Consider the following 24,036-nt stretch of genomic DNA (forward strand, 5'->3'; position numbering starts at 1 on the left):
GACGCTGCGCAACCGCTTTATCAAGGCTGGCGCAAACGAGGGCATGACACCCGAAGGCCTGCCGACGCAGGCGCTGGTCAAGCATCACGCCGACCTGGCCGCAGGTGGCGTAGGCATGACCACGGTCGCCTATGCCGCCGTGGCCGATGACGGCTTGACCTTCGCGCACCAGCTCAGCATGCGCGCGGAGCAGGTGCCGCATTTGCGCGTACTGACCGATGCCGTGCACCGCGAGGGCGCTGCGGCCTGTCTGCAGATTACCCATGCCGGCTCGTTCACCACCATGCGCCACGGCGGCAGCCGTGCGCCGGGCAGCGCGTCGACGGGGCTCAATGCCTTCGGCATGATGCACGGCGTGTATTTCCAGCGCGCCATGAGCCAGGCGGACATGTCGCGCCGCGCCGCGCAGTTCGCACAGGCGGCGCGGCTCGCGCGCGAGGCCGGCTTCGACGCCGTGGAAATCCATATGGGCCATGGCTACCTGCTTAACCAGTTTCTGTCGCCGCTAAGCAACCGGCGTCGCGACATGTTTGGCGGCAGCGTGGAAAACCGCACGCGCTTCCCGGCGATGGTGCTGCGCCAGGTAAAGGATGCAGTCGGTGCCGAGATGGCGGTCTGCTGCAAGCTCAGCGTGACCGACGGCGTGCCCGGCGGCAATGACGCTGCCGACTCCGCAATCACCGCGCGCATCCTGGAAGCGGAGGGCGCCGACCTGCTGACCCTCAGCGGCGGACGCAATGTCGAAAGCCCGTGGGCGCTGTTCGGCAGCCCGATGCCGACCGCGCAGATGAAGGCTGCAGCGCCGAACGCAATGGCCCGCTTCGGCATCACCATGCTGGAGAAGCGCACGCCGCGCGACCTGACATTCCGGGAACTGTATTTCCTCGAGGCGTCGCGCGTGGTGCGGCAGGCGGTGCAAATGCCGCTGGCCTATATCGGCGGCGTGAAATCGCTGCAGAACGTGGATGCATTGCTCGGCGAAGGCTTCGACTGCATCGCGCTGGCGCGCGCGCTGATCCACGATCCGGCGCTGGTCGAGCACTGGCGTAACGGCGTGGCCGCGCGTTCGGCGTGCGACAGCTGCAATGGCTGCGTGGCAAAGATCTACGACCCGGCGGGCGTGTGCTGCGTGCACGGCCCGGCGAACGATCCCGCGCTCACCGGCATCCCGGCGGCGTTGAAGCCGATCCAGGTCCTGAAGTCCGTGAAGGCGCACACAGAGCCTAGTCTGATGGGACGATGAGCGGCGTGCGCGCGCCTCGTATCGTGAAGCATCCACAGAGATCCAAGGAGACTGACGCCATGACAACTACCGGCTACAAGATCGAAACGCGCCCGCTCGAGGCCCGCTACGCGCGAGGCTGGCACTGCCTGGGACTGGCCGATGATTATCGCGACGGCAAGCCGCATACGCTGAACATCTTCGGCAAGCGCCTGGCGGCGTTTGCAGACTCGACGGGCGCTATCCGCATCGTCGACAGCTATTGCCCGCATATGGGGGCCGACCTCAGCACCGGCACCGTGCAGGGCGACAACCTGGTCTGCCCGTTCCACGGCTGGCAATGGGGCGGCGACGGCGGTTGCAAGTCGATTCCGTACTGCAAGCGCGTGCCGCCCAAGGCCCGCATCGGCAGCTGGGAGACTAGCGAGCAGAACCGGCTGCTGTTCGTCTGGCACGATCCGGAAGGCCGTCCGGCGCCGCGGGAGGTCGCCATTCCGCGCATCGACGCCTGCTTTGCGGCGGACTGGTCGGACTGGGCCATGGACAAGATGCTGATCGGCACCAACTGCCGCGAGCTCGTCGACAATATCTCCGACATGGCGCATTTCGGCACCGTGCACGGCGCTCCGGTGGATTACTTCGCCAACCTGTTCGAACACCACAAGGCCACGCAGCTGATGATCGGGCGCAGCGCCCGGCTGTCGGGTGACTCGCGGCTGACCGCGCACTCGACGTATTTCGGCCCGGCGTACCACATCACCGAGATGACGGGAAAGATGGGCGACCAGGAGATCCACTCGATCCTGCTCAACTGCCATGTGCCGATCGACCTGAACAGCTTCGAGCTGCGCTACGGTGTGCTGGTCAAGAAGATACCGGGCCTGTCGGACGAGCAGAACCGCGCCGTGGCGCAAGCCTATGTAGAGCAGGCACGTGAGGCCTTCTACGAGGATGTGGCGATCTGGGATAGCAAGATCCGCATCGACAATCCGCTGCTGTGCGAGGGCGACGGCCCCATCTACCAGATGCGTGACTGGTACCAGCAGTTCTACACCGATGTGGAACAGGTGCGCCCCGCCAGCGTGGCGCGACGGGTGTTCGAGCTGAATCCTGGCGGCATCGAACTGCCAACGCTGGGGCACGTGTTCGAGGCTTGAGGCCTGAAGCTGGTGGCCAGGAGGGAGACGAAATGCGCGAAGGCGCATTTCGCTTTTTTCCGCTTAGCGTTGCGAAGGAATATTGCCGCCGTCGACAACCAGTTCGGTGCCGGTGACATAGCTGGCTTCGTCAGACAGCAGGAAACGGACTACGCGTCCGATCTCTGCGGGCGTGCCAAGGCGGCCCAACTGGATGCGGCGCTCAAAGGTGCCAGGCGGCAGGGCGTCGATGGCAGGCTGGAGCATCGGCGTGTGGATCTGTCCCGGAGAGACGGCATTAATGCGGATCCCGTCCTGGCCCAGGCTGTCGGCAAGGGAACGCACCAGTGAGAGCAAGCCGCCCTTGGAAGCCGAATAAGCCGGAATCAATCCATTGCCCAATGTCGCATTGATCGATGCGATGGCGACAACGGCGGCGCCCGGTTGCTGGCGCAAGTCGGCCAGCATGGCCTGCACCAGCAGCGGCATAGCGCGCAGATTGACATCGAGCACGGCATCCCAGCGAGCCTGCGTCAGGCCCTCGATACCGCTCTGGTCCACCACGCCGGCGGCATGCACCATGCCGCCGAGCGCCGGCAGGGCGGCGCGGGTGCGGGCCAGCGCATCTTCGAGCCCTGCGGGTACCCGCAGGTCAATGCCGAGCCCGAAAGCGGGTACGTCATAGCGTTCGGCCAGCGTCGCCGCGACGGCTCGCGCCTTGTCCTCCTGGATATCCCAGATCGCTACAGGCCGCCCGACAGCGGCCAGGGCCTCCGCGCAAGCCTCGCCAATGCCGGAGGCGCCGCCGGTAATCACGACACTGCTGGCCGGGCTATTCAGGGCCACGCGAAACTCGCTGGCGGCAGGATGTTGGGTCGTCACTTGTTGTCTCTCCCGGATGTCTTGGTTAGCGTCACAGCCGAAACAGGCGCGGCTGCCATACGCATTGTTTCTGCTCACGTCCAAGGTGACATAGTCCAAACAGACTAAAGCAGGCGCGCCGGCCCCGGCATCTGCCGTCCGACGCGCCTGAATTGCCGGGTTCTGCAAGCCTACTTCACCGGAGTCAGGATCGGTGCGCCCTTGTTCTTGATCAGCAGCACGACAAATTTGGCCGGCTGTGTGGAACTGGCGTTGCGCCCGACGGTATGGATGTCATTGGTGCCTTCGTGGAAGGTGTCGCCGGGCTTGAGCGTCACCTCCTTGCCACCCTTGACGCCCATGATGATATTGCCCTCGAGCACGTAGACAAAGGCGTGCGCATCATGTCGATGCACCGGGTCCACCGCGCCCGGCGGATAGTCCACGACGATCATCTCGACTTCCTTGCCAGGGTACTCGGGCAACGGTTCTGTCCGCAGGGGCGTGACCTTCGCTTCCGGTGCGGCCATTGCCGGCTGCGCCGCCATCAGGCACGGTAGCATCAGCGCTGCCGCAAAAGAGACGATTGCTTTCATGGCTTGACTCCTCATTGCTTGTTCGCTTGCGAGAGCCACTGTTCGAGGCTGATGCGGCCGAGCCGCGCGTCGCCGAGCGGTACGAGCGACATTTCCTCGACCTGGCCGCCGTAGTAGAGGGCTTCGCGGTCCGTCACCACCGGGCGGGCATCGCCCGTCGACTTCAGATAGCGCGCAACGATCTCGGCGAAGGGGGCGCGGTCCGGGCCGGCAATCTCGATGGTGCCGTTGCGCGGTGCTTCCAGCGCCACCTGCGCAAGGATTGCCGCGACGTCTTGTGAAGCAATCGGTTGAAACAGTCCGTCGCCGATGCGCACGGTGCCACCGTCCGTACCGAAATCCGCGATACCGCCCAGGAACTCCATGAACTGGGTGGCGCGGACGATCGTGTATGGCACGCCGGCCGCTTCAATCGCCTCTTCCTGTGCGACCTTGGCCGCAAAATATGCATTGCCCGGCATGCGGTCGGTACCGACGATGGACAGCGCAACGTGATGGCGCACGCCCGCGGCCACTTCGGCCTTGCCGAGATTGCGTGCGGAAGTGCGGAAGAAATCGAGTACGGCCTGCGGTTCCCACGATGGTGCGTTCGCCACATCCACGACGACGTCCGCGCCCTCGAATGCCTGGGCCAATCCTTCGCCCGTCACGCTGTTGACGCCGGTACTTGGAGAGGCCGCGATTGCGGTGTGGCCAGCCTTGGCGAGCAGCGCGACAACTTGGGAGCCGATCAGGCCGGAACCACCGATTACAACGATCTTCATGGCAGATTCTCCAGATGAGAGAGTAAGGGAGTGCGCGGTGCGGCTGCCGGGGGCATCCATTCGGGTGCGTGGCCTTCGTCGCATCGTGTGAGACCATTGTGGAACAATCATGCCCTATGGATAAGGGCCAAGAATTATCGAAATGACTAGGCCAAGTCCAGCCTGTTCACATTGCCCGCGAACCCATCATGACTGCACGGACCTCCGCATTGGCCATCGAAATCGACCGCCAGGACCGCTCGCCGATCTATCTGCAGATTTGCGAGCGCTTCAGGACGGCCATCGCAGCAGGGCACCTGCGTCCCGGTGATCGCGTGCCCGCGCTTCGGGGGCTTGCCTTGCAGCTGAATACGGCACGCGGCACGGTTGAAATGGCCTATACCGTCCTGGTCGACGAGGGCTACCTGCAGATGCGCGGTGCGGCGGGGACGTTCGTCTCAGCGTCGTTGCCGGCATCGGTGACGCGCCCGGCACGTGGCGGGGATCGGGAGCAGCCGCCCGCCAGGGAGCAGGGCGCGACGAAATCGTCCCATGCGTTGCGCGGTCGTCAGCCGGCAACGCGTCAACTGGCGATCGCCGTGGCGATGAGCGGGGAGCCGAAGCTCTTGCAACCCGGGCTGCCGGCGCTGGACGCGTTCCCGCGCAAGCTGTGGAACCGGCTCGTCTCGCGTTGCGCGCGCAGCGGTGAGCGCGCGATGCTGGCCTATCCGGATCCGGTTGGTTACCGCGCGCTGCGCGAGCACATTGCCACCTATCTGGGCTTGTCGCGGGGCGTGGCGTGCGTGCCGGAGCAGGTATTCATCACCGCTGGCTACCGCGCGACGCTCGAACTTGTCTTGCGCAGTCTCGCGAGTCCCAATGACCGCATGTGGTTCGAAGACCCCGGCTACCTGCTCGCACGCGGCTTTCTGGCCGAAGTCGGCGTCAATCTCGTACCGGTGCCGATCGACAGCGAAGGGATCGATGTCGACCGCGGCATCGCGCTGGATCCGCTCGCGCGTTTCGCACTGGTGACGCCATCGCACCAGGCGCCGCTCGGATACACATTGTCGCTCGCCAGGCGCATGGCGCTCCTCGACTGGGCGGCGAAAGGGTCAAGCTGGATCATTGAAGACGACTACGACAGCGAATTCCGCTATGTGGGCCGGCCACTGCCGGCATTGAAAAGCCTCGACAAGGACGATCGCGTGATCTATTGCGGCACGTTCAGCAAGGTGATGTTTCCGGGACTACGGCTCGCGTATGCCGTGGTGCCGGAGCGTGCGGTCGAACGCGTGGAGCGCGTGGCCTGCAGCATGAATGCCGGCTCGCCGACGCTATTGCAGGCGGCCGTGGCGGACTTCATCGAACAAGGACATTTTGCGCGCCACGTAAAGCGGATGCGTGCGTTGTACGGGCAGCGCCGCACGCTGATTGCGCATGCGCTGGAGCAGGCGTTCGGCGAGCGCATGCTTGTGGAGCTGCCGCACGGCGGCATCCAGTTCGCGGTCCAGTTTGCCGAAGGTCCCGATGGTCCCGTCGACGACGTGGCCGTTGCCGCGCGCGCACGCGACGCGGGGCTCGCGGTGGTGCCACTGTCGATCTGGTATGCGAACGGACGCACGCGGCGCACCCCGCGTGGCCTGGTCATGGGCTTCGCCAACGTAACCGATGCGAGAGAGGCATTGCGTCTCGCGCGAACGCTATACGGTTGCCTGACCGGTTAAGCCCGCACGAAACTGGACAAGTCCGTCAATCTGCCCGGCGCCATGAGGCCCCAGCTTGCTCACAGGGCAAACACGATTGTCACCAGCAGCGAAATCCACATCGTTGCCGTGGCGAGCCACGCCAGCGAGTGGACCCAGCCCGGCGTCCGGAATTCGCCCACCACGGCTTTGTGTCGCGACATCAGCTGAAGCATGACCATGGCCGGCGCAGCGGCTATGCCGTTCAGGACGGCGCTCCAGACGAGCATCTTTGCGGGCTCGATGGGCAGCCAGCACAGCGCCGTGCCGATGACCATGGTGATGCCGATGACCGCATAAAAGTTCCTGGCGGAAAGCGGCTTTTCTTCAAGGCTGCGTCTCCATCGCATCGCCTCGGCTACCGCATAGCCCACGGAACCGGCCAGGACCGGCACGGCCATGAGGCCTGTGCCGATAATGCCCGCGCTGAACAGCAGCAGCGCCCACTTCCCCGCGACCGGCTCCAGCGCCTTGGCGGCGGCGGCCGAACTGTCGATGTCCAGGATGCCTGAGTTGTGCAACGCATATGACGTTGTGAGCATGATGCAAAGGGCGATGACCGCAGACACCACCATGCCCGTCACCGTGTCCACGTTGATGCGCCTGAAATTCATCCTGGCCTGCTCGGGCGCAGCGTGAAGCGGCAAGGCGGTACGGTCGATGTCGAGCTCTTCGACCTCGGCGGCGGCTTGCCATACGAACAGGTAGGGGCTGATGGTCGTGCCGAGTACCGCCACCACCATGAGCAGATAGGCGCTGGAGAACTCGATCCGGGGCCACACCATCGCCAGGGCCGCGGCGTGCCAGTCGATCTTGAGCAGGAACATGGCCGCGATATACACCAGCAGTGAAAGACTGAGCCATTTCAGATAGGCCGCATACCGACGGTAAGGCATGAACAGCTGCAAGAGCAGAGATCCCGCCGCGAGGGCCAGCGTATAGATCCAGCGCGCGCCGCCGAGGACCAGAGCCAGGGCATCGCCCATGGCAGCCAGGTCGGCGCCGACGTTCAGCGTATTGGCCACGACCAGCAAGACCACAAAGGCGTAGGCGAGCGGCCGTGACTGGTGGCGGCGAATGTTCGCAACGATCCCCCGGCCGGAAATGCGGCCAAGTCTCGCACATACGAGCTGGATGGCGATCATCAGCGGCAGCGTCAGCAGCACACTCCACAGCAGCCCGTTGCCGAACTGGGCACCAGCCTGCGCGTAGGTGACGATGCCACTGGGGTCGTCATCAGCGGCGCCGGTGATCAGGCCAGGCCCCATGAGCTTGTACCAGGGCACGTTGGCGTCGGTGTCGGTACTGGTATCGGCGACGGGGGAACCGGTCTCGCTCTCGTCCATGATGGGCTCCCGGAAGATCCATTTCAAAACTGTGCATGGACCCGTGCTGAATAACCGTGCCAGTCCGGAGCCACTCTAGCAATGCCGGTCCTCGGGGGATGTCAGACGAACTCGGAATTTCGGGGGCGCCGTCGAGTTTCGCGCGGCAATTGGGGACGAATGGGGCCAAAAGTGACTTGCCGCCTACGCCAGCCTACGCCTGCGAAACAGCGGTGCCCCGGTGGGAGTACCGCTCGAAGGCAATTTCTTGCGGACAACAAACAGGCGCAGCTTCGAGGCCTAAGCCTCCGCCGAGTTGAAAAAACGCACCGACACCGCGCTGCCGGGCGTCGGCGCGAACTGCGTGTCGCTGAACACGCATGCCATGCCGTCCGCATCCCCCAGTTGCACAAGTGCAGGGCGCCACTGCGGCCCACCCGTCCGAGTGCGCACCGCGCCAGCGTATTGCCCCACAGGCGGCACGCAGATGCCGTGCGGGAGACAGATCTCCGCCGCGCCGCTGGCTCTCGCAGGCGCCTTGGCGACTACCATGGCATGAATTTCATGCGGGCGTTCGAGCAACGCGGCCGCAGCACGCACGTCGCCGCTCTGAATCAGGCGGCGGGCTTCCGTGGATGAACAGCGCACATCCATTCCGGTTGCGTTGGTGGCATGCAACGCTACGGACTCGACGTCATAGCGGTGCGATTTGCCGAGCTGGCCCAGGTAATCGATATCGCCCTGGCGTCCCCGGCCGCAGCGGAAATTCGCGCCGACTACCAGCCGCCGCATCCCCAGACGCGCGAGCAACAAGCCACGAACGAAGTCATCCGCACTGGCTTCGCTGAGCGCACGGTCGAACGGCAGCACCAGGCAGTGGTCGACGGCGCCGCTTTCGGCCAGCAGCGCGATGCGGTCATCGACCGTGGAAATCATGCGCGGCGCACTCTGCGGCTGCAGGAAGGCCCGCGGATGCGGATCGAAGGTCAGCAATACGGTCGGCAGACCAAGCGCCCGCCCGCTGGCGCGTAGCGCCGCCAGCACGGCACGGTGCCCGCGATGTACACCATCGAAAGTGCCGATCGAAACGACGGATGCCGCCAGACGCAGCGGGCCTGCTTGCCTTGTTACCTGCATGATGCTCTCCTCCTCTTGTCATGCACCGCATGCTAGGAGGCGATGGCGCAGGACGCCAATCCTTTGCCGTCATGGTGTCTATAACCGGCGCTCATCCTTCCATGTTCGCCCCGGCAGCCGCGCCCGCCACGGCATCGTGCCGGGCGAACAGCCTGTGTACGAGCGCACGGATCCACTGGTTGCCGGGCTCGCGGTGCACGCGGTCGTGCCAGTGTTGGGCGATGTCCATGCCGGGCAGCGTCAGCGGTGGCATGACAACCGTCAGGTCGAGATCCTTGCAAAGCGCGCGTGCCAGCGTTAGCGGCAGGACCGCCACGGCGTCCGAATGCTTGGCGATCAGGCCCGCGGTGGCGAAGCTGGGCACGCGGCAGATGATGTTGGTGTGCGGCACTGCGGCCTCGATGGCGCGCTCGATGCTCAGGTGCTGGTGGCCCGTACCGACCGCGGATACCAGCACATGCTTCTCGGCGACGAAGGCATCCAGGTCTCCCAGTTGAGCGAGCCGCGGATGGTCTTTGCGCACGACCGCGCCGTAGGTTTCGTGCCATAGCAACTGCCGGCGGATGCTCTGCGTGAGGCCCGGGAACGAACCGATGGCCAGGTCGACAAGGCCGTTCTCCAGCCAGATGTCGAGATGCGTGGCATCGGCGTTGACCGCCTGCACCAGGATGCCCGGTGCTTCTTCCGCCAGCCGGCTCAGCAGCGGTGGCAGCATCTGCGAGGCGCCGGCATCGAGCAGGAAGAAGCTGAAGCTGCGCTGGCTGGTGCGCGGATCGAAGCCGACATGGTCCGAACGCAGCGCGCGCACGCTCTGGAGAATGCCCCGCACCGGATCAGCAAGCTCCAGTGCCTTGGGGGTCGGCTCCATGCGCAGGCCGACGCGGACGAACAGCGGGTCACCGAAATACTGGCGCAGACGCGCCAACGTCTTGCTCAAAGCAGGCTGCGTCAGGTTGAGCACGCGCGCCGCCTTGGTGAGGCTGCGCTCGCTCAGCAGTACATCCAGCACCAGCAGTTGATTCAGGCTGAGTTCGTCTTCATGACGCTGGGGAATAGTGTCCATGATGCGAGGTAATTAGCAAACGGGCCGGCTCGGCTGTAGTCTAGTTTCACACAGCTGACACAGATCAGAAAGCAGGTTTCCAGAGACAAAGCTTCATTCAAGCCCTGTCGCAGGGCAACGAAGAAGGCCCCCAACAAGGAGGAGATCGCCATGTCGTCCGCAGTCTTCATCGAAGCCGGCGCGAGCCGCATTACCGACGCCGCCATCGACGCCATCGACGCCACGCGCTTCCGCGACGCCTTGTCGCGTGCAGTCACCGCCGTGACCGTCATCGCCACCGACGGCGCCGGAGGCCGCGCTGGCGTCACGTGCTCGGCTGTTTGTTCCGTGAGCGATTCGCCGCCCACCGTGCTGTTCTGCATCAATCGCCGCAGCGCCGCAAACAGCGTGATCAAGTCCAACGGCGTCGTCAGCATCAACTGGCTGCACGCCAGCCAGACCGCGGTGTCCCAGCTGTTCGCCGGTGCCGGCGCGGTGCCGATGGCGCAGCGCTTCGACGGTGACAGCTGGGGTGTGTTCGGCACCGGCGCGCCATACAGCAAGTCCGCCATGGTCGCGCTCGACTGCAAGGTCGTTGACCAGCTCGAGATCGGCACGCACAGCGTCTTCGTCGCGCAGGTGCTCGGCAGCTCGGGCGCGGAAAGCAGCAACGACACGCCGCTGGTCTACTGCCGCCGCAGCTACGCCACCACGCAGCCAGTCGCCGCCTAGCGCGACTTGAAGCGGCCTGGCCCGCGCCAGGCGAGAACCCGATTTCGTATCCGTGTCCATATGCCCTTCTCCAGGGCAGGGACTGTCACACCCCGAAAACCACCAAGGAGACCTGGCGATGATTCGCACTGGCAAGCAGTACCTGGAATCGCTGAACGACGGCCGCAACGTATGGGTCGGCAACGAGAAGATCGACAACGTCGCGACGCACCCCAAGACGCGGGACTACGCGCAGCGTCACGCCGACTTCTACGACCTGCACCATCGTCCCGACCTGCAGGACGTAATGACCTTCGTCGACAAGGATGGCGAGCGCCGCACCATGCAGTGGTTCGGCCACTACGACAAGGAACAGCTGCGCCGCAAACGCAAGTATCACGAGACGATCATGCGCGAGATGGCCGGCGCGTCGTTCCCGCGCACGCCGGACGTCAACAACTACGTGCTGCAGACCTATATCGACGATCCGTCGCCGTGGGAAACGCAGACCATCGGCGCCGAAGGCAAGGTGAAGGCGAAGAACATCGTCGACTTCGTCAATTTCGCCAAGAAGCACGACCTGAACTGCGCGCCGCAGTTCGTCGATCCGCAGATGGATCGCTCCAACCCCGATGCCCAGCAGCGTTCGCCGGGGCTGCGCGTGATCGAGAAGAACGACAAGGGCATCGTCGTGTCAGGGGTCAAGGCTATCGGCACTGGCGTGGCGTTTGCCGACTGGATTCATATCGGGGTGTTCTTCCGCCCCGGTATCCCGGGCGACCAGATCATCTTCGCGGCCACGCCGGTCAACACCCCGGGCGTGACCATCGTCTGCCGCGAGAGCGTGGTCAAGGAAGATCCCATCGAACACCCTCTGGCCTCGCAGGGCGATGAGCTGGACGGCATGACGGTATTCGACAACGTTTTCATCCCGTGGTCGCACGTGTTCCATTTGGGCAATCCGGAACACGCCAAGCTCTACCCGCAGCGTGTGTTCGACTGGCTGCACTATCACGCGCTGATTCGCCAGTCGGTGCGCGCCGAGCTGATGGCTGGCCTGGCGATCCTGATCACCGAGCATATCGGCACCAACAAGATCCCCGCGGTGCAGACGCGCGTGGCCAAGCTGATCGGCTTCCACCAGGCCATGCTCGCGCACATCGTCGCGAGCGAGGAACTGGGCTTCCATACGCCGGGCGGGGCCTACAAGCCGAACATCCTGATCTACGACTTCGGCCGGGCGCTTTACCTCGAAAACTTCTCGCAGATGATCTACGAGCTGGTCGATCTCTCCGGGCGCAGTGCGCTGATCTTCGCGAGCGAAGACCAATGGAACGACGAGGCCCTCAACGGCTGGTTCGAACGCATGAACAATGGTCCTGTGGGCCAGCCGCATGACCGCGTGAAGATCGGCCGTGTGATCCGCGACCTGTTCTTGACCGACTGGGGCAACCGCCTGTTCGTCTTCGAGAACTTCAACGGCACGCCGCTGCAGGCCATCCGCATGCTGACTATGCAACGCGCCGAGTTTTCCGCTGCTGGTCCCTACGGCACGCTGGCGCGCAAGGTCTGCGGCATCGAACTGACCGAGGGCCACGACAGCGAATACAAGGCCACGGCCGGCTACGCCCAGGCTCTGGATTCCGCGCGTCATCAGGAAAAGCTTGCCCTGAGCGGCACGATGACTGTGTGACCGCCTCAACCTCCGGCCAGCGTCGTCTGGCCGGAACACCCGAAACATGCAAGGAGTGAATGATGCAAACCAATGAACTGCTTGACAAGATCTTCCGCGGTGCACGCAGCCAGAATGGCTGGCTGCCCACGCCGGTGCCTGACAGCAAGCTGCGGGAACTGTATGACCTGATGAAATTTGGCCCGACCTCGGTCAACTGCTCGCCAGCCCGGCTGGTGTTCGTGCGCACGGAGGAGGGCAGGGAAAAGCTGCGTCCGGCACTGGCCCCCGGCAACGTCGAAAAGACCATGGCGGCGCCGGTCGTCGCGATCGTCGGCTACGACACGCGCTTCTACGAGCAGCTGCCGGATCTGTTCCCGCACAACCCCGCAGTCAAGGCATGGTTCGAGGGCGACGAGAAGGTGGATTTCGCCAACACCACCGCGTTTCGAAACGGCACGCTGCAAGGCGGCTATCTTATCGCCGCTGCGCGCGCGCTGGGTCTCGATTGCGGCCCCATGTCCGGCTTCAACAACCAGGCCATCGATCAGGCCTTCTTCGCCGGCACCAGCATCCGCTCGAATTTCATCTGCGGCCTTGGTCACGGCGACCCGGAAAAAGTGTTCGCCCGCAGTCCACGCCTGTCGTTCGAGCAGGCCTGCCAACTTGCCTAGCGGCCGGGAGTCCAGTGATGCAAGAGTATGACCAGCATAACCTGACCAAGGCCGTCATTGCGCGCCTGGCCGATACGCCCAATGCGCGCACGAAGCAGATCATGACCAGCCTGGTGCGGCACCTGCACGACTTCGCGCGCGAGGTCAGGCTGACCGAGGCCGAATGGAAGCAGGGCATCGACTACCTGACCGCCACGGGCCAGATGTGCGACGACAAGCGCCAGGAGTTCATCCTGCTCAGCGACGTGCTCGGCCTGTCGATGCTGACCGTGGCCATGAACCAGGAGAAGCCGGAAGGCTGCACCGAGCCCACCGTGTTCGGTCCCTTCCACGTCGAAGGCGCACCGCACTACGCACATGGCGCCGATGTGGCCAACGGCGCCAAAGGCGAGCCCTGCATGGTCTATGGGCGCGTCACCGGCGTAGACGGCCGGCCGGTTGCCGGTGCCGTGGTGGAAACCTGGCAGGCGGATGCTGATGGCCACTATGACGTGCAGTACGAAGGGCTCGAAGTCGCCCAGGGCCGCGGCGTGCTGAAGTCGGGAGAGGATGGCCGCTTCCATTTCCGCACCATCGTCGCGCAGGCCTATCCGATTCCTGACGATGGCCCGGTTGGCGAATTGCTTCGCGCCACCGGCCGCCATCCGTGGCGGCCCGCGCACCTGCACTTCATGATCAAGGCGCCTGGCTATGAGACGCTGGTCACGCACGTGTTCCGGCGCGGCGACAAGTATCTCGACTCCGATGCCGTGTTCGGCGTGCGCACGTCGCTGATCGGCGACTGGGTGCGCCAGACGGACGGCACTTACCGGCTCGACTTCGATTTCGTGCTCAATCCAACCCTCTAGCACCGGAAAGCGCCGCGCTGCCCTTGCGGGCGGCGCGGCGGCAACCACGCACCGCGCCAGCCGGCCCGGTGTTCCACGCGGTCTTTCGGAGTGGCAAATGGGTTCGACAGATGGCATGAAGGTCCGGCGGGCGCGCGCAGCGCTGCCGGTTCAGTTCGGGCGGCTGGCGCTCGCCGCCGCATGCGCGGCAGGCAGCATGTCGGCACGGGCCACGGAGGGTGGCGGCAATTCTTACCCCATCGGGGTCGATAACCTGTATTCCGGCCTGATGTTGCCCGAGGGCGCCAACTGGCTGCTGTTCTACCAGCATTACGATGCGGGCAGTTCCAAGGACAATGCCGGGAACGACAATCCCAAGCTGGCCAGTTTCCACCTGCGCCTTGACGCGCTGGCGCCGCGGCTGTCGTATGTCTGGCCTGGCGTCAGAGTGTTCGGCGCCAACCTGGAAACGCGCATCGTGGTACCGATCGTGTCTGCGAACCTCGACATGTCGGTTGCCAGGCCGGCACCGCTGCCGCCGCTCGACAAGGGCGGCAACAAGACCGGGCTTGCCGACATGACGTTCGCGCCGGTGATCCTCGGCTGGCACAGCGGCAGCTTCCACCAGATGGCGGGCGTCGAGTTCCATCTCAAGACCGGCGCCTATGATGTCCATGACCCGGTCAATATCGGCCGCAACTACTACCAGATAGCGCCCAGCTACGCTTTCACGTGGTTCCCGACTCCCAAGGTCGATATCAGCGCCAAGTTCCGATACGGCTTCAACACACGTAACGAAGCCACCCAGTATCAGTCGGGTGACGAAGCCACCATCGAATTCAGTGCCGGCTACCACGTCACGCCAAGGCTGACGCTGGGCCTGAACGGCTACTACTACGTTCAGACCACCGACGACACGCAGAACGGCGTGCGCATCAACGGCAATGGCAACCGTGGCCGCGTCACGGCGCTGGGGCCGGACATCTGCTTCCAGCTCAACGACAAGGTCAGCTTCTCGCTTAAAGGGCAGTTCGAGTTCGGCGCCCGCAATCGGCCGGAAGGCAACCGGATCTGGGCCATGGGCCGCATATCGTTTTGACGGGAGACCCTACGATGAAAGCATTCCAGTACGCCGCGCGCGCCCAGCGCATCGTCTTTGGCGCCGGCACGATCCGGCAAGTCGGCGAGGAAATCGATGCACTGGGCGCATCCAGTGTCCTGGTGCTCAGCACCCCCGAGCAGCGCCGGCTGGCCGAACAGGTGTCGGACCTGCTTGGCGCCCGCGCGATCGGCATCTTTAACCGCGCCGTGATGCACGTGCCGGTCGAGACGGCGCGCGCGGCCTGCGCGATGGCATTCGAGCTGGGCGCCGACAGCGTGGTGGCGATCGGTGGCGGCTCCACGACGGGGCTCGCCAAGGCCATCGCCCTCGAGATGAGCGTGCCCGTGCTGGCGATTCCCACCACCTATGCCGGCTCGGAGATGACTACGATATACGGCCTCACCGATGCGGGCCTGAAGCGTACTGGGACTGACGTGCGAGTGCTGCCGCGCACTGTCATCTACGATCCTGAACTGACCTACTTGCTGCCGGCGGCGATCAGCGTGACCAGCGGCATCAACGCACTCGCGCACGCAGCAGAAGGTTTGTACGCCCATGACCGCAACCCGATTTCGGACCTGATGGCAAGGGAAGGCATTCAGGCCATGGCGGCGGCGCTGCCCGCGCTCGTCAGCGAACGGGATACCGCCAGGTTGCGCGAGGCGCGCGCGCAAGCCCTGTATGGCGCGTGGTTATGCGGAGCAGTGCTTGGCAGTGTGGGGGTGGCGTTGCATCACAAGCTCTGCCACACGCTTGGAGGCAGCTTCAACCTGCCGCATGCGGAAACGCACACGATCATCCTGCCGCACGCGCTGGCCTACAACGCGAAGGCTGCGCCGGACGCCATGGCCTCCATCGCGCAGGCCCTGGGCGCAGACAATGCGGCACAAGGAGCTTTCGACCTGGCGCGCACGACCGGTGCGCCGTTGGGGTTGCGCCAGATCGGCATGCGCGAGGACGAACTCGACAAGGCTTGCGAGATCGCGCTGCAGAACCAGTACCCGAACCCGCGTCCGCTTGAAGCTGGGGCGATCCGTGAATTGCTGCAGAACGCGTGGGAGGGGCGTCGGCCCGTTTGAAGCGGTATGTGTTGGTGGCGCGCGATCAGTTCGCGCTCAGGGGGCAAACAACGGAAGGCACAAAATGTGGAAGGTTCCAAAGCAATACAGCCATTTTGCGTTCGGCGCGATACAGGCAGGCATAACGTGCGCGGTGGCATCTGCGATCGCAAGCATGCAGTTCGTCGCGGAGGGCACGTTCATTTCGCACTGGGTGCGTGCGTATTTGTTTTCCTGGGCGGCAATGTTGCCGGTTGTCATTGTCGCGGCGCCGTTCATTCACTGGCTTGCAAAGCGGATCACACGTTGAGGGTGCAATGGGTGGAAAGGCTAGAGCCGGATCGCTGGCGGCCGGTTAAGCAAATATCAGGAAGCGGCAAGAGCCTTCGTCGCGAGAGGGGCCGCGACGAGCCGCCAGCATCTCAGCCCAACAGCCGCCAGGCCAGCCGCGCCGCCACGCGCGCGCCCAGATTGTCGCGGTCGTACTGAGGGTTATATTCCGCGAGATCTGCCGCGCGCAGCTTGCCGCTGCGGCGTGCGAGCAGGGCGATTTCCTCTACGACCGGTAACGGCACGCCATAGGCGGCAGGCGCCGAAACGCCCGGCATTACGGTTGCGGGCAATGCGTCGAGGTCGATAGTCAGGTACACGTGGTCCGTGGCGTCGATGCGCGCCGCCAGTTCCGCGAGCCGCGATGCCAGGTGCCGTTCCTGCATGTCCACGTCTTCGACGTAGCTGACGCCCAGCGCGTCGGCGCGGCTGAACAGCGCCGGCGTGTTGCTCAGGCGGCTGACGCCCAGGCAGACATAATCGAACGGCTGGCCCCGCTCCGCACACGCGTTGGCGATCTGGTCGAACGGCGTGCCGGAGCTTGCGGGCCGGCTGGTGCGCAAGTCGAAGTGGGCATCGATATTGATGATGAGCAGGCGCCCGTCATCGTTCCGTGCGTCCAGATGCGCGCGCAGGCCTTGCCACGTGCCCCAGGCCACTTCATGGCCGCCGCCCAGCACCAGCGGAAAACCGCCGCGGCTGAGGATGTTGTGTACGGATCCCGCCAGCGCGAGCTGCGCCGATTCCAGGTCGCCGTGTTCACAAGCGATATTGCCGGCGTCGTATAACGCGGGCAGCCCATGTGCCGGCACGTTGGCCAGTGCCTGACGAATGGCGTCCGGACCGTGCGCGGCGCCAGCGCGGCCCTGGTTGCGCAGCACGCCGGCGTCGCAACCGAAACCCAGCAACACTGGCGTTCCGCCAAGGGTTTTCGCCTCAGACGATTCCAGCGTATTCACGATACGGAACAGGCGAGTGGTGTCGCCAACTTCGCCGCTGTCGACGCGGCCCTGCCATGGATTCTGTGTCACCGCCATCCTCATGCCCGCGTCAGCACGGCTTGCAGGAAGCCGCGCGTGCGCTCCTGTGTCGGCGCCGAGAAGATGACCGACGGCGGTCCGGCTTCGATGATGCCGCCGCCATCCATGACCACCACCACATCGGCCACCTCGCGCGCAAAGCCCATTTCATGCGTGACCACGACCATGGTCATGCCTTCCGCGGCCAACACCTTCATGACCTGCAGTACTTCGCCGACCAGTTCGGGGTCCAGCGCCGAGGTCGGTTCATCGAACAGCATCACGCGTGGCTCCATGGCCAGTGCGCGCGCAATGGCCACGCGCTGCTTCTGGCCGCCAGACAAGCTGGCGGGCATGGCGTGTGCCTTGTGGGCAAGGCCGACTTTCTCGAGCAGGCTCATTGCCTTGCGCTCCGCGTCCTCGCGCGAGGCGCCGCGCAGCATGCGCGGGCCCACCGTGACGTTGTGAAGCACAGACAGGTGCGGGAACAGGTTGAACGACTGGAACACCATGCCCACTTCGGTGCGCAATTGGTTCAATTCGTGCTCGCCGATCAGCTGGCCGTCAGTGACCAGCCGCTTGCCGACGATGTCGATGGTGCCCGCTTCAGGTTGTTCCAGACCGTTGCAGCAACGCAGGAACGTGCTCTTGCCGGAGCCGCTGGGGCCGATCACGACCACGACCTGCGACGGCTCGACATCGAAGTCGATGCCGCGCAGGACGGTATGGCCGCCGAAAGATTTGCCCAGGTTCCGGATCCGGATGATTGCGGAATCGCTCATTGCACCATGCCTCCCATGCGCAGGCGTTGTTCTGCGCGCCGCAGGATCAGCCCGGCCGCGCTCGTCAGGATCAGATAAACCAGCGCGATCGCCAGATAGACTTCCAGCGACCGGTACGACACGCTGATGATCTTCTGGCCCTCGTGCATCAGGTCGGCAATGGTCAGCAGCGAGACCAGTGCCGAGTTCTTGATCAGCGCGATGAACTCGTTACCCAGCGGCGGAATCATCCGCACGATGGCCTGCGGCAGGATCACCGCGCGCATGGCCTGGCCCGAAGACATGCCGATCGAGCGGGCCGCTTCCATCTGGCCTTTTTCCACCGACTGGATTGCGCCTCGCACGATTTCCGATACATAGGCGCCGGAATAGACGCCCAGCCCGATCACGCCGCAGACAAAGGCCGGCAGCATGATGTTGAATTGCGGCAGCCCGAAGAACAGCAGGAACAGCTGTACCAGCAGCGGCGTGCCGCGGATGAACGTCACATAGGCCGTACAGATGCTGTAGATGACGCGACGCTTCGGGTCGAGCCGGCCGATACCGACCAGCAGGCCCATGACGCAGCCCAATACCAGCGCGCAGGCTGTCACTTCCACGGTGACGATGGCACCGTGGACGATGTCAGGCCAGCCGCTGAAGACGGGAGAAAAATCCAGTTCCATGATGATGACCGGCTCGGGTTACTTGGAGGCGGCCGTGCCGAACCACTTCTGGGTCAGCTTGGCGTAGGTGCCATCGGCCTTCACTTTGACGAGCGCCGCATTGAGGGCACGGGTGAGCTCGGGCATGTCCTTGCGCACGGCCATGCCGTATTCCTCGGTGGTGAGCGGTTGCTCGACCATGCGCAGGCCGCCGCGGGTCTTGACGTATTGCATCGCGGCCGGCTTGCCGGTCACGGCGGCGTCGGCACGGCCGATCTCGACCAGGTTGAACATTTCCTGGTTCTTTTCCACTTCCACGCGTTGCACCTGCGGATACGTGTCGCGCAGGAAGCTGACCGACTTGGTGCCCACCTGCACGCTGACCTTCTTGCCGTTCAGGTCGGCCGGGGCGTGGATGGTGGTGTTGCCGCTTTTGACCAGCGCCACCAGGCCGCCGGTGTAGTACGGCTCGGTGAAGTCCACCACCTTGCGGCGCTCCGGCGTGATGTAGATGCCGGAGACGGCCATGTCGAAGCGGCGCGAAACCAGGCCGGGAATCAGGCCCTTGAAGTCGATGTCGGTCCATTCGACCCGCTTACCCATGGTCTTGGCCATGGCTTCCACGAGCTCCACGTCAAAGCCGGTGCGCTTGCCGTTCTCGATAAATTCCATCGGCGGGAAGGTGGCGTCGGTGGCCACACGCAGCACGGCATTGTCCTCGGCGTGGGCGGCGGCGCCAAAAGTCAGGCCGATCAGGGCCGTGAGGCCGGCCATCAGGCATTTGCGGCGAAGGTTCATGGAGGTCTCCTTTTCTCGGGAACGAGGAATCTGCCGCCACATGGGCTTGCCGACGGCAGCGGTAATGAGGGGCTTCGTAATTCAGTAGGACTGCAGGCGCGCGGAAATCCGCATCGCCGCGGCCACGGTCATGTCGATCAGCGCGGTCTCACGCCCTTGCCGTCGGGTGGCCGGCACCATCAGCGTGATGGAGCCCAGCGCATCCGTCTTGCCGCGCCGCGAGAAGAGCGGGGCGCTCACGCCCCACACGCCCGGATCCACGGCGCCCTCGCTGACGGCGTAGCCGGTCTCGCGAATGGCGGCGAGTTCGGCCAGCAGACGTTCGGCTTCGGCCGGCTCGCACTGGGCACGCACGACGCGCTCGCGCACTTCGTCCCGCATGAAGGCGAGCAGCGACATGGCCGACGCACCGGTGCGCAACGGCACGCCGCGGCCTTTCTCGAACGAGCAACGCAGCGACTGGCGGCTCTCGACCATTTCAAGGCAGACGACGTGATCCTTCACGGCAACGACCAGGCCCACGCTTTCATCGGATTGCTGCGCGAGCAGCCGCATGTCCGGCAAGGCTTCGCGGGCCAGGTGGGAGGCCATGTCAAAGCCGAGCGCCAGTTGCAGGCTGATTGGGCCCGGTGCGTATTCGCCGTCGGACTCCAGCACAAAACCCCAGCGCTTGAGCATCATCAATTGCCGGTAGAGCGTGCTTTTGGGGAGTCCGGTCGTGGCAACGAGTTCGCGCACGGTGATCGGCGCGCCGTGCTGGGCGAGCGTCGCCAGCACGAACAGCACACGATCGGCGCCGCCCGCGGGCTGGGCGGATTCGGCGGACGTGGAAGGCGCGGGATTCATGGCGCGGGGCTTATCGACAGCATTCAACATAGGGGCAAAGAATAGGACTTCGTTCCCAAAAATCAAAACTCCAAGTCTCGGGAAATGGGAATGGTGGGCTAGGGATAACCCTTATATCGTGCGGTTTGGTCGACGAAGCGCCCGGAACGCCGCTGCGATCGGTCACCGCAATACCCTGACCACGCACATCTCCTTCTGTCTGGCGCGAAATCCCAGCTCGTCCGAAAGCCACACCACCCTTTGGTTCACGCACACAGCTTGCGCGATGCTAATGCCGACAGACAGCGTCCTCGCGGACCGTCGCTGTCAGAAAAGGGAAAGCGCCAGACGCATACGGGAAAGCGAAAAGCCGTGTCAGACCCGATGATTCGCCACACAGGTTGACCTTCCGGCAAGCCCGACCGGCAAGCCGCAGGTGCAATTTCATATTCCACAGAAGACAGGAGACGACATGGCGAAAGTCGTTAGGATTCACGAAACGGGCGGCCCCGAAGTCCTTCGGTTTGAAGACACGACGGTGGGCGAGCCGGGACCGGGAGAGGTCCGCGTGCGTCACGTGGCCGTCGGGCTGAACTTTGCCGACACCTACTTTCGCAGCGGCATGTATCAGGTTCCGCTGCCCAGCGGCATCGGCAATGAAGCCGCTGGCTTGATCGAGGCCGTCGGGCCCGGCGTCACGCACCTGTCGGTTGGCGACCGCGTGACTTACACGGGCTTCACCAACACGCTGGGCGCATACAGCACCGAGCGCCTGATTGCCGCCGCACCGCTGATCAAGCTGCCGCCTGAGATCAGTTGTGAAGTCGCCGCGGCAATGACCATGCGAGGCTTGTCGGCCTCGTATTTGATGCGCCGGATCTGGCCGTTCAAGGCGGGCGACACCATCCTGCTGCATGCCGCGGCGGGTGGTGCGGGCCTGATCATTTCGCAGTGGGCCAAGCTGCTGGGTCTGAACGTGATCGGAACGGTATCCACCGATGCCAAGGCGGAAGTGGCGCGCGCCCATGGCTGCGATCACACGATCAACTACAGCCATGAGGACGTGGCCAAGCGCGTGCGCGAACTGACGGATGGCGTGGGCGTATCGGTGGTGTTCGACAGCGTGGGCAAGGACACCTTCATGGCCTCGCTGGATTCTCTCAAGCGCCGTGGCCTGCTGGTGTGCGTCGGGTTTGCCTCGGGCCCGGTCACCGGGTTCGATCCGGCAATCCTGGCACGCAAAGGTTCGGCATACCTTACGCGCCCGGGCCTTGCCGACTATATCGCCGATCCTGCCGAGAAGGCGGAACTGGTCAATGAACTGTTCGGCCATGTGGCGGCAGGCCGCATCCGTATCGAGATCAATCAGCGCTATGCGCTAGAGGATGCCGTGCAGGCACACCGGGATCTCGAAGCCCGAAAGACCACCGGATCATCGATTTTCGTGATTTGACAGATCCCTCCGGCGAAATTCTCTTCTCTGGTTCGACGCTTGATCGTCTCCATTATTCTGGATATCCAATACCATGCATTTCCTTGACGGCCACCTGTACCCCGAAAACCAGCAACCGCTGATCATCACCGCCGCTCCCTACGCGCCGGGCTGGATCCCGGAGGACTTCCCGGAAGATATCCCTGTCACCATGGAGGACCAGATCCAGAAGGCGGTGGATTGCTACGAAGCCGGTGCACGGGTGCTGCACTTGCATGTGCGCGAAGCCAACGGCAAAGGCAGCAAGCGCCTGTCCAAGTTCAATGAGCTGATCGCCGGCGTACGTGAAGCCTGCCCCGAGATGGTCATCCAGGTCGGGGGCTCGATCAGCTTCGCGCCTGAAGAGGGCCAGGGCGCCAAATGGCTTAGCGATGACACGCGCCATATGCTCGCCGAGCTGGATCCGAAGCCGGACCAGGTGACGGTGACCGTCAACACCTCGCAGATGAATGTGACGGAACACGCAGGTATCGATGATTTCCGCGGGGTGTCGCGGGGCTTCCCGGAGTACTACAACACGTACAAGGACATGGTCGTGCCCTCGACTCCCAGTTGGTACGAGGAGCACGTTAAACGACTGTCGGCGGCCGGAATCCAGAGCGCGTTTCAGTGCTACAACATCAATAGCTTTGAAACGGTTGAGCGAATGATGCGCCGCGGCGTCTACAAAGGTCCGCTGGTCATGAACTGGGTGGCCATCAGCGGCGGCATGGACCAGGCGAACATCTTCAACCTGGCAAACATGCTGCGTGCTGTGCCTGATGGCGCGGTTCTCACGGTGGAAAGTTCGGTACTCAATGTCCTCCCCATCAACATGATCGGGATGGCTTTGGGCCTGCATGTTCGTTGCGGCATCGAGGACGTACTCTGGAACCAGACCCGCACCGGCAAGATGAGCACGGTCGAGCAGATCAAGCAGTTGGTGCGCATCGCCGGTGAATTCGGCCGCCCCATCGCGACTGCACAGCAAACGCGTGAGATCCTGAAGCTTGACGTGTTCTACGACACCGTGGAAGAGACGCTCCAGGCCAATGGCTTCACGCCGAATCGCAACGGTGGCCATCAGGGCTTTCTCAAGAAGTTCGAGATTACTCGCGGCGACTAATCAGCGGACGCTTGCAGTCCTTCAACGGTTCACACGTCCCTTTCTTGCTGAGCTTCGCGTTGGCGTTGCTCTGCCTCATTAGGCGGCGTGGCGTTCGTCATTGGCGTTGCTCCACTGCCATGCCGATGCACATGGAAGGCACACAGGCCGAGCGATCGGCCACAGAACAATGATATGGAGGGTGACAATGATATTTCGAATGCAAAAGCCGCTTGCGGCCACGCTGGGCACGGTAGCGCTTGTGGCATTGTGCGCATCCGCGCCGGCGCGCGCGGAAGATGCGTGGCCCGCGCGCCCCATTCAGATGGTCGTCGCCTCATCGGCAGGCTCGGGAACCGATTCCCTGGCACGCCTGATGGCGCAACGGTTGTCGGTGGCCCTGAAGCAGCCGGTCGTCGTTGACAACCGGCCGGGCGGCAGTGGCGTGGTCGGGACCAACGTTGTCGTCAAGGCGCCGTCCGACGGATACACGCTGCTTTACACCACGGCATCGAACATGGTCATCGCCCCGGCCGTGTTGAAGACCATCCCCTACGATCCGAAGAAGAGCCTTGTGCCGATCGCCGAAACGGCGGAGGGTGGGGTAGTGCTGCTGGTGAGCAACGATCTGCCGGTACACAACCTGCCGGAGCTGATCCAGTTCCTGAAGGCGAACCCGGACAAGTACGGCTACGCCACGTGGTCCACGGGCTCGTCTGGGCAACTGACGATGGAATGGCTCAAGAAGCAGACCGGTGTGAAGACCGATCACGTCCCGTACCGGACTTCGAATCAGCTGTTGACCGACCTCGCCTCAGGTGTCGTGAAGATCGGCTGGACCGATCCGGGCGCGCCCATTCCGTTCCTGCGTTCCGGCAAGGTCCGCGCCATCGCGATTGCCGGCAATGCGCGCGCGCCGCAACTGCCTGATGTCAAAACCATGGGGGAACAGGGCTACAAGTTCGACGCGGTGGGCTGGTTCGGCGTCTTCGCACCGGCGGGGACCAGTCCGGCAATCCTGAAGCGGCTGGCGGATGAGATCAGCAAGGTCCAGAAGTCTCCCGACGTCGCCACCACGATGAAAACCATGAACTTCGGGCCGCCCCCTTCGAAGACTCCGGAGCAGTTCCGCGACCTGGTCAGTCACGACCTGCAGCTCTGGTCGAAGATCGCGACCGATGCGGGCATTCAGATCGATTAACGCTCTGATT

The 24,036-nt window shown here is 64.1% G+C and carries 24 protein-coding genes; 13 read left to right on the top strand and 11 right to left on the bottom strand.

Features of this window, described 5'->3' with window-relative positions; translation table 11 throughout:
• The first annotated feature begins 4 nt into the window (after positions 1 to 4).
• Both ACIGJG_RS08125 and ACIGJG_RS08130 read left to right on the top strand, forming a co-directional pair.
• Positions 5 to 1,243: an NADH:flavin oxidoreductase gene (locus ACIGJG_RS08125; protein ID WP_483673062.1), complete on the top strand. Its 1,239-nt coding sequence runs from the start codon at positions 5 to 7 to the stop codon at positions 1,241 to 1,243.
• 59 nt (positions 1,244 to 1,302) lie between these two features.
• A complete protein-coding gene (locus tag ACIGJG_RS08130) occupies positions 1,303 to 2,379 on the top strand; it encodes a 3-ketosteroid-9-alpha-monooxygenase, oxygenase component (RefSeq protein ID WP_483673004.1) in 1,077 nt (358 codons plus the stop codon).
• A 63-nt stretch (positions 2,380 to 2,442) separates the two neighbouring features.
• On the opposite strand, the gene ACIGJG_RS08135 is transcribed toward ACIGJG_RS08130, so the two are convergent.
• From ACIGJG_RS08135 to ACIGJG_RS08145, 3 genes are all read right to left on the bottom strand, one after another.
• Complete coding sequence (locus tag ACIGJG_RS08135) at positions 2,443 to 3,240, bottom strand: SDR family NAD(P)-dependent oxidoreductase (RefSeq protein WP_011297741.1); 798 nt, start codon at positions 3,238 to 3,240, stop codon at positions 2,443 to 2,445.
• A gap of 170 nt (positions 3,241 to 3,410) precedes the next feature.
• Positions 3,411 to 3,815 carry a cupin domain-containing protein gene (locus ACIGJG_RS08140; protein ID WP_220631585.1) on the bottom strand — a complete coding sequence of 135 codons (405 nt, stop codon included), beginning with the start codon at positions 3,813 to 3,815 and terminating at the stop codon, positions 3,411 to 3,413.
• Between the two features lie 11 nt (positions 3,816 to 3,826).
• The gene (locus ACIGJG_RS08145) at positions 3,827 to 4,579 is read right to left on the bottom strand and encodes an SDR family oxidoreductase (RefSeq protein WP_011297743.1); all 753 of its coding nucleotides are present in this window, start codon (positions 4,577 to 4,579) and stop codon (positions 3,827 to 3,829) included.
• 188 nt (positions 4,580 to 4,767) lie between these two features.
• Here ACIGJG_RS08145 and pdxR point away from each other — a divergent pair, with 188 nt between their 5' ends.
• Positions 4,768 to 6,285 (top strand): MocR-like pyridoxine biosynthesis transcription factor PdxR, encoded by a 1,518-nt coding sequence (pdxR, locus tag ACIGJG_RS08150; RefSeq protein ID WP_483673005.1) that lies wholly within the window; start codon positions 4,768 to 4,770, stop codon positions 6,283 to 6,285.
• Between the two features lie 59 nt (positions 6,286 to 6,344).
• Here the strand turns inward: pdxR and ACIGJG_RS08155 are convergent, their stop codons facing one another.
• The 3 genes from ACIGJG_RS08155 to ACIGJG_RS08165 form a co-directional block, all read right to left on the bottom strand.
• Entirely contained in the window at positions 6,345 to 7,649 is a 1,305-nt protein-coding gene (locus ACIGJG_RS08155) for an Nramp family divalent metal transporter (protein WP_011297745.1), read from the bottom strand.
• 279 nt (positions 7,650 to 7,928) lie between these two features.
• Positions 7,929 to 8,765: an FAD synthetase family protein gene (locus ACIGJG_RS08160; protein ID WP_140950066.1), complete on the bottom strand. Its 837-nt coding sequence runs from the start codon at positions 8,763 to 8,765 to the stop codon at positions 7,929 to 7,931.
• A gap of 91 nt (positions 8,766 to 8,856) precedes the next feature.
• Entirely contained in the window at positions 8,857 to 9,828 is a 972-nt protein-coding gene (locus ACIGJG_RS08165; protein WP_011297747.1) for a LysR family transcriptional regulator, read from the bottom strand.
• 150 nt (positions 9,829 to 9,978) lie between these two features.
• Between ACIGJG_RS08165 and ACIGJG_RS08170 the strand changes: the two genes are divergently transcribed.
• The 7 genes from ACIGJG_RS08170 (at position 9,979) to ACIGJG_RS08200 (ending at position 16,161) form a co-directional block, all read left to right on the top strand.
• Positions 9,979 to 10,539: a flavin reductase gene (locus tag ACIGJG_RS08170; protein ID WP_011297748.1), complete on the top strand. Its 561-nt coding sequence runs from the start codon at positions 9,979 to 9,981 to the stop codon at positions 10,537 to 10,539.
• Positions 10,540 to 10,657: 118 nt separating this feature from the next.
• A complete protein-coding gene (tcpA, locus tag ACIGJG_RS08175; protein WP_011297749.1) occupies positions 10,658 to 12,211 on the top strand; it encodes a 3,5,6-trichloro-2-pyridinol monooxygenase TcpA in 1,554 nt (517 codons plus the stop codon).
• 62 nt (positions 12,212 to 12,273) lie between these two features.
• Positions 12,274 to 12,864 carry a malonic semialdehyde reductase gene (locus tag ACIGJG_RS08180; protein ID WP_011297750.1) on the top strand — a complete coding sequence of 197 codons (591 nt, stop codon included), beginning with the start codon at positions 12,274 to 12,276 and terminating at the stop codon, positions 12,862 to 12,864.
• A 17-nt stretch (positions 12,865 to 12,881) separates the two neighbouring features.
• Positions 12,882 to 13,712: an intradiol ring-cleavage dioxygenase gene (locus ACIGJG_RS08185; RefSeq protein WP_011297751.1), complete on the top strand. Its 831-nt coding sequence runs from the start codon at positions 12,882 to 12,884 to the stop codon at positions 13,710 to 13,712.
• 97 nt (positions 13,713 to 13,809) lie between these two features.
• Positions 13,810 to 14,790: a SphA family protein gene (locus ACIGJG_RS08190; protein ID WP_258234527.1), complete on the top strand. Its 981-nt coding sequence runs from the start codon at positions 13,810 to 13,812 to the stop codon at positions 14,788 to 14,790.
• 14 nt (positions 14,791 to 14,804) lie between these two features.
• The gene (locus ACIGJG_RS08195) at positions 14,805 to 15,872 is read left to right on the top strand and encodes a maleylacetate reductase (protein WP_483673008.1); all 1,068 of its coding nucleotides are present in this window, start codon (positions 14,805 to 14,807) and stop codon (positions 15,870 to 15,872) included.
• Between the two features lie 64 nt (positions 15,873 to 15,936).
• The gene (locus tag ACIGJG_RS08200; protein WP_041679588.1) at positions 15,937 to 16,161 is read left to right on the top strand and encodes a DUF2798 domain-containing protein; all 225 of its coding nucleotides are present in this window, start codon (positions 15,937 to 15,939) and stop codon (positions 16,159 to 16,161) included.
• Positions 16,162 to 16,273: 112 nt separating this feature from the next.
• Here the strand turns inward: ACIGJG_RS08200 and hutG are convergent, their stop codons facing one another.
• The 5 genes from hutG to ACIGJG_RS08225 form a co-directional block, all read right to left on the bottom strand.
• Positions 16,274 to 17,224: a formimidoylglutamase gene (gene hutG, locus ACIGJG_RS08205; RefSeq protein WP_483673009.1), complete on the bottom strand. Its 951-nt coding sequence runs from the start codon at positions 17,222 to 17,224 to the stop codon at positions 16,274 to 16,276.
• Positions 17,221 to 17,982 carry an amino acid ABC transporter ATP-binding protein gene (locus ACIGJG_RS08210; RefSeq protein WP_011297756.1) on the bottom strand — a complete coding sequence of 254 codons (762 nt, stop codon included), beginning with the start codon at positions 17,980 to 17,982 and terminating at the stop codon, positions 17,221 to 17,223. Before ACIGJG_RS08210 ends, hutG begins: the two co-directional genes overlap by 4 nt.
• A complete protein-coding gene (locus ACIGJG_RS08215; RefSeq protein WP_011297757.1) occupies positions 17,979 to 18,647 on the bottom strand; it encodes an amino acid ABC transporter permease in 669 nt (222 codons plus the stop codon). Before ACIGJG_RS08215 ends, ACIGJG_RS08210 begins: the two co-directional genes overlap by 4 nt.
• 18 nt (positions 18,648 to 18,665) lie before the next feature.
• Positions 18,666 to 19,424, bottom strand: coding sequence for a glutamine ABC transporter substrate-binding protein (locus ACIGJG_RS08220; protein ID WP_011297758.1), 759 nt, complete (start codon positions 19,422 to 19,424; stop codon positions 18,666 to 18,668).
• A gap of 81 nt (positions 19,425 to 19,505) precedes the next feature.
• Entirely contained in the window at positions 19,506 to 20,300 is a 795-nt protein-coding gene (locus ACIGJG_RS08225; protein ID WP_483673010.1) for an IclR family transcriptional regulator, read from the bottom strand.
• A 421-nt stretch (positions 20,301 to 20,721) separates the two neighbouring features.
• Between ACIGJG_RS08225 and ACIGJG_RS08230 the strand changes: the two genes are divergently transcribed.
• The 3 genes from ACIGJG_RS08230 to ACIGJG_RS08240 all read left to right on the top strand — a co-directional run bounded on the left by ACIGJG_RS08230 (position 20,722) and on the right by ACIGJG_RS08240 (position 24,026).
• Positions 20,722 to 21,702, top strand: a complete 981-nt coding sequence (locus tag ACIGJG_RS08230; RefSeq protein ID WP_220631588.1) for a quinone oxidoreductase family protein — start codon at positions 20,722 to 20,724, stop codon at positions 21,700 to 21,702.
• Between the two features lie 73 nt (positions 21,703 to 21,775).
• On the top strand, positions 21,776 to 22,846 hold the full coding sequence (locus ACIGJG_RS08235) for a beta-keto acid cleavage family enzyme (protein ID WP_011297761.1): 1,071 nt from the start codon (positions 21,776 to 21,778) through the stop codon (positions 22,844 to 22,846).
• Between the two features lie 187 nt (positions 22,847 to 23,033).
• A complete protein-coding gene (locus ACIGJG_RS08240) occupies positions 23,034 to 24,026 on the top strand; it encodes a Bug family tripartite tricarboxylate transporter substrate binding protein (RefSeq protein WP_011297762.1) in 993 nt (330 codons plus the stop codon).
• Positions 24,027 to 24,036: the final 10 nt, after the last annotated feature.

The sequence above is a fragment of the Cupriavidus sp. C1SS-2L genome (genome assembly GCF_057073735.1).

Bases quoted from the DNA above. Each gene is read 5' to 3' on its own strand.
- ACIGJG_RS08130 (WP_483673004.1), top strand. From the start codon at position 1,303: ATGACAACTACCGGCTACAAGATCGAAACGCGCCCGCTCGAGGCCCGC.
- ACIGJG_RS08140 (WP_220631585.1), bottom strand. From the start codon at position 3,815: ATGAAAGCAATCGTCTCTTTTGCGGCAGCGCTGATGCTACCGTGCCTG.
- ACIGJG_RS08145 (WP_011297743.1), bottom strand. From the start codon at position 4,579: ATGAAGATCGTTGTAATCGGTGGTTCCGGCCTGATCGGCTCCCAAGTT.
- pdxR (WP_483673005.1), top strand. From the start codon at position 4,768: ATGACTGCACGGACCTCCGCATTGGCCATCGAAATCGACCGCCAGGAC.
- ACIGJG_RS08155 (WP_011297745.1), bottom strand. From the start codon at position 7,649: ATGGACGAGAGCGAGACCGGTTCCCCCGTCGCCGATACCAGTACCGAC.
- ACIGJG_RS08160 (WP_140950066.1), bottom strand. From the start codon at position 8,765: ATGCAGGTAACAAGGCAAGCAGGCCCGCTGCGTCTGGCGGCATCCGTC.
- ACIGJG_RS08165 (WP_011297747.1), bottom strand. From the start codon at position 9,828: ATGGACACTATTCCCCAGCGTCATGAAGACGAACTCAGCCTGAATCAA.
- ACIGJG_RS08170 (WP_011297748.1), top strand. From the start codon at position 9,979: ATGTCGTCCGCAGTCTTCATCGAAGCCGGCGCGAGCCGCATTACCGAC.
- tcpA (WP_011297749.1), top strand. From the start codon at position 10,658: ATGATTCGCACTGGCAAGCAGTACCTGGAATCGCTGAACGACGGCCGC.
- ACIGJG_RS08180 (WP_011297750.1), top strand. From the start codon at position 12,274: ATGCAAACCAATGAACTGCTTGACAAGATCTTCCGCGGTGCACGCAGC.
- ACIGJG_RS08185 (WP_011297751.1), top strand. From the start codon at position 12,882: ATGCAAGAGTATGACCAGCATAACCTGACCAAGGCCGTCATTGCGCGC.
- ACIGJG_RS08190 (WP_258234527.1), top strand. From the start codon at position 13,810: ATGGGTTCGACAGATGGCATGAAGGTCCGGCGGGCGCGCGCAGCGCTG.
- ACIGJG_RS08195 (WP_483673008.1), top strand. From the start codon at position 14,805: ATGAAAGCATTCCAGTACGCCGCGCGCGCCCAGCGCATCGTCTTTGGC.
- ACIGJG_RS08200 (WP_041679588.1), top strand. From the start codon at position 15,937: ATGTGGAAGGTTCCAAAGCAATACAGCCATTTTGCGTTCGGCGCGATA.
- hutG (WP_483673009.1), bottom strand. From the start codon at position 17,224: ATGAGGATGGCGGTGACACAGAATCCATGGCAGGGCCGCGTCGACAGC.
- ACIGJG_RS08210 (WP_011297756.1), bottom strand. From the start codon at position 17,982: ATGAGCGATTCCGCAATCATCCGGATCCGGAACCTGGGCAAATCTTTC.
- ACIGJG_RS08215 (WP_011297757.1), bottom strand. From the start codon at position 18,647: ATGGAACTGGATTTTTCTCCCGTCTTCAGCGGCTGGCCTGACATCGTC.
- ACIGJG_RS08220 (WP_011297758.1), bottom strand. From the start codon at position 19,424: ATGAACCTTCGCCGCAAATGCCTGATGGCCGGCCTCACGGCCCTGATC.
- ACIGJG_RS08225 (WP_483673010.1), bottom strand. From the start codon at position 20,300: ATGTTGAATGCTGTCGATAAGCCCCGCGCCATGAATCCCGCGCCTTCC.
- ACIGJG_RS08230 (WP_220631588.1), top strand. From the start codon at position 20,722: ATGGCGAAAGTCGTTAGGATTCACGAAACGGGCGGCCCCGAAGTCCTT.
- ACIGJG_RS08235 (WP_011297761.1), top strand. From the start codon at position 21,776: ATGCATTTCCTTGACGGCCACCTGTACCCCGAAAACCAGCAACCGCTG.
- ACIGJG_RS08240 (WP_011297762.1), top strand. From the start codon at position 23,034: ATGATATTTCGAATGCAAAAGCCGCTTGCGGCCACGCTGGGCACGGTA.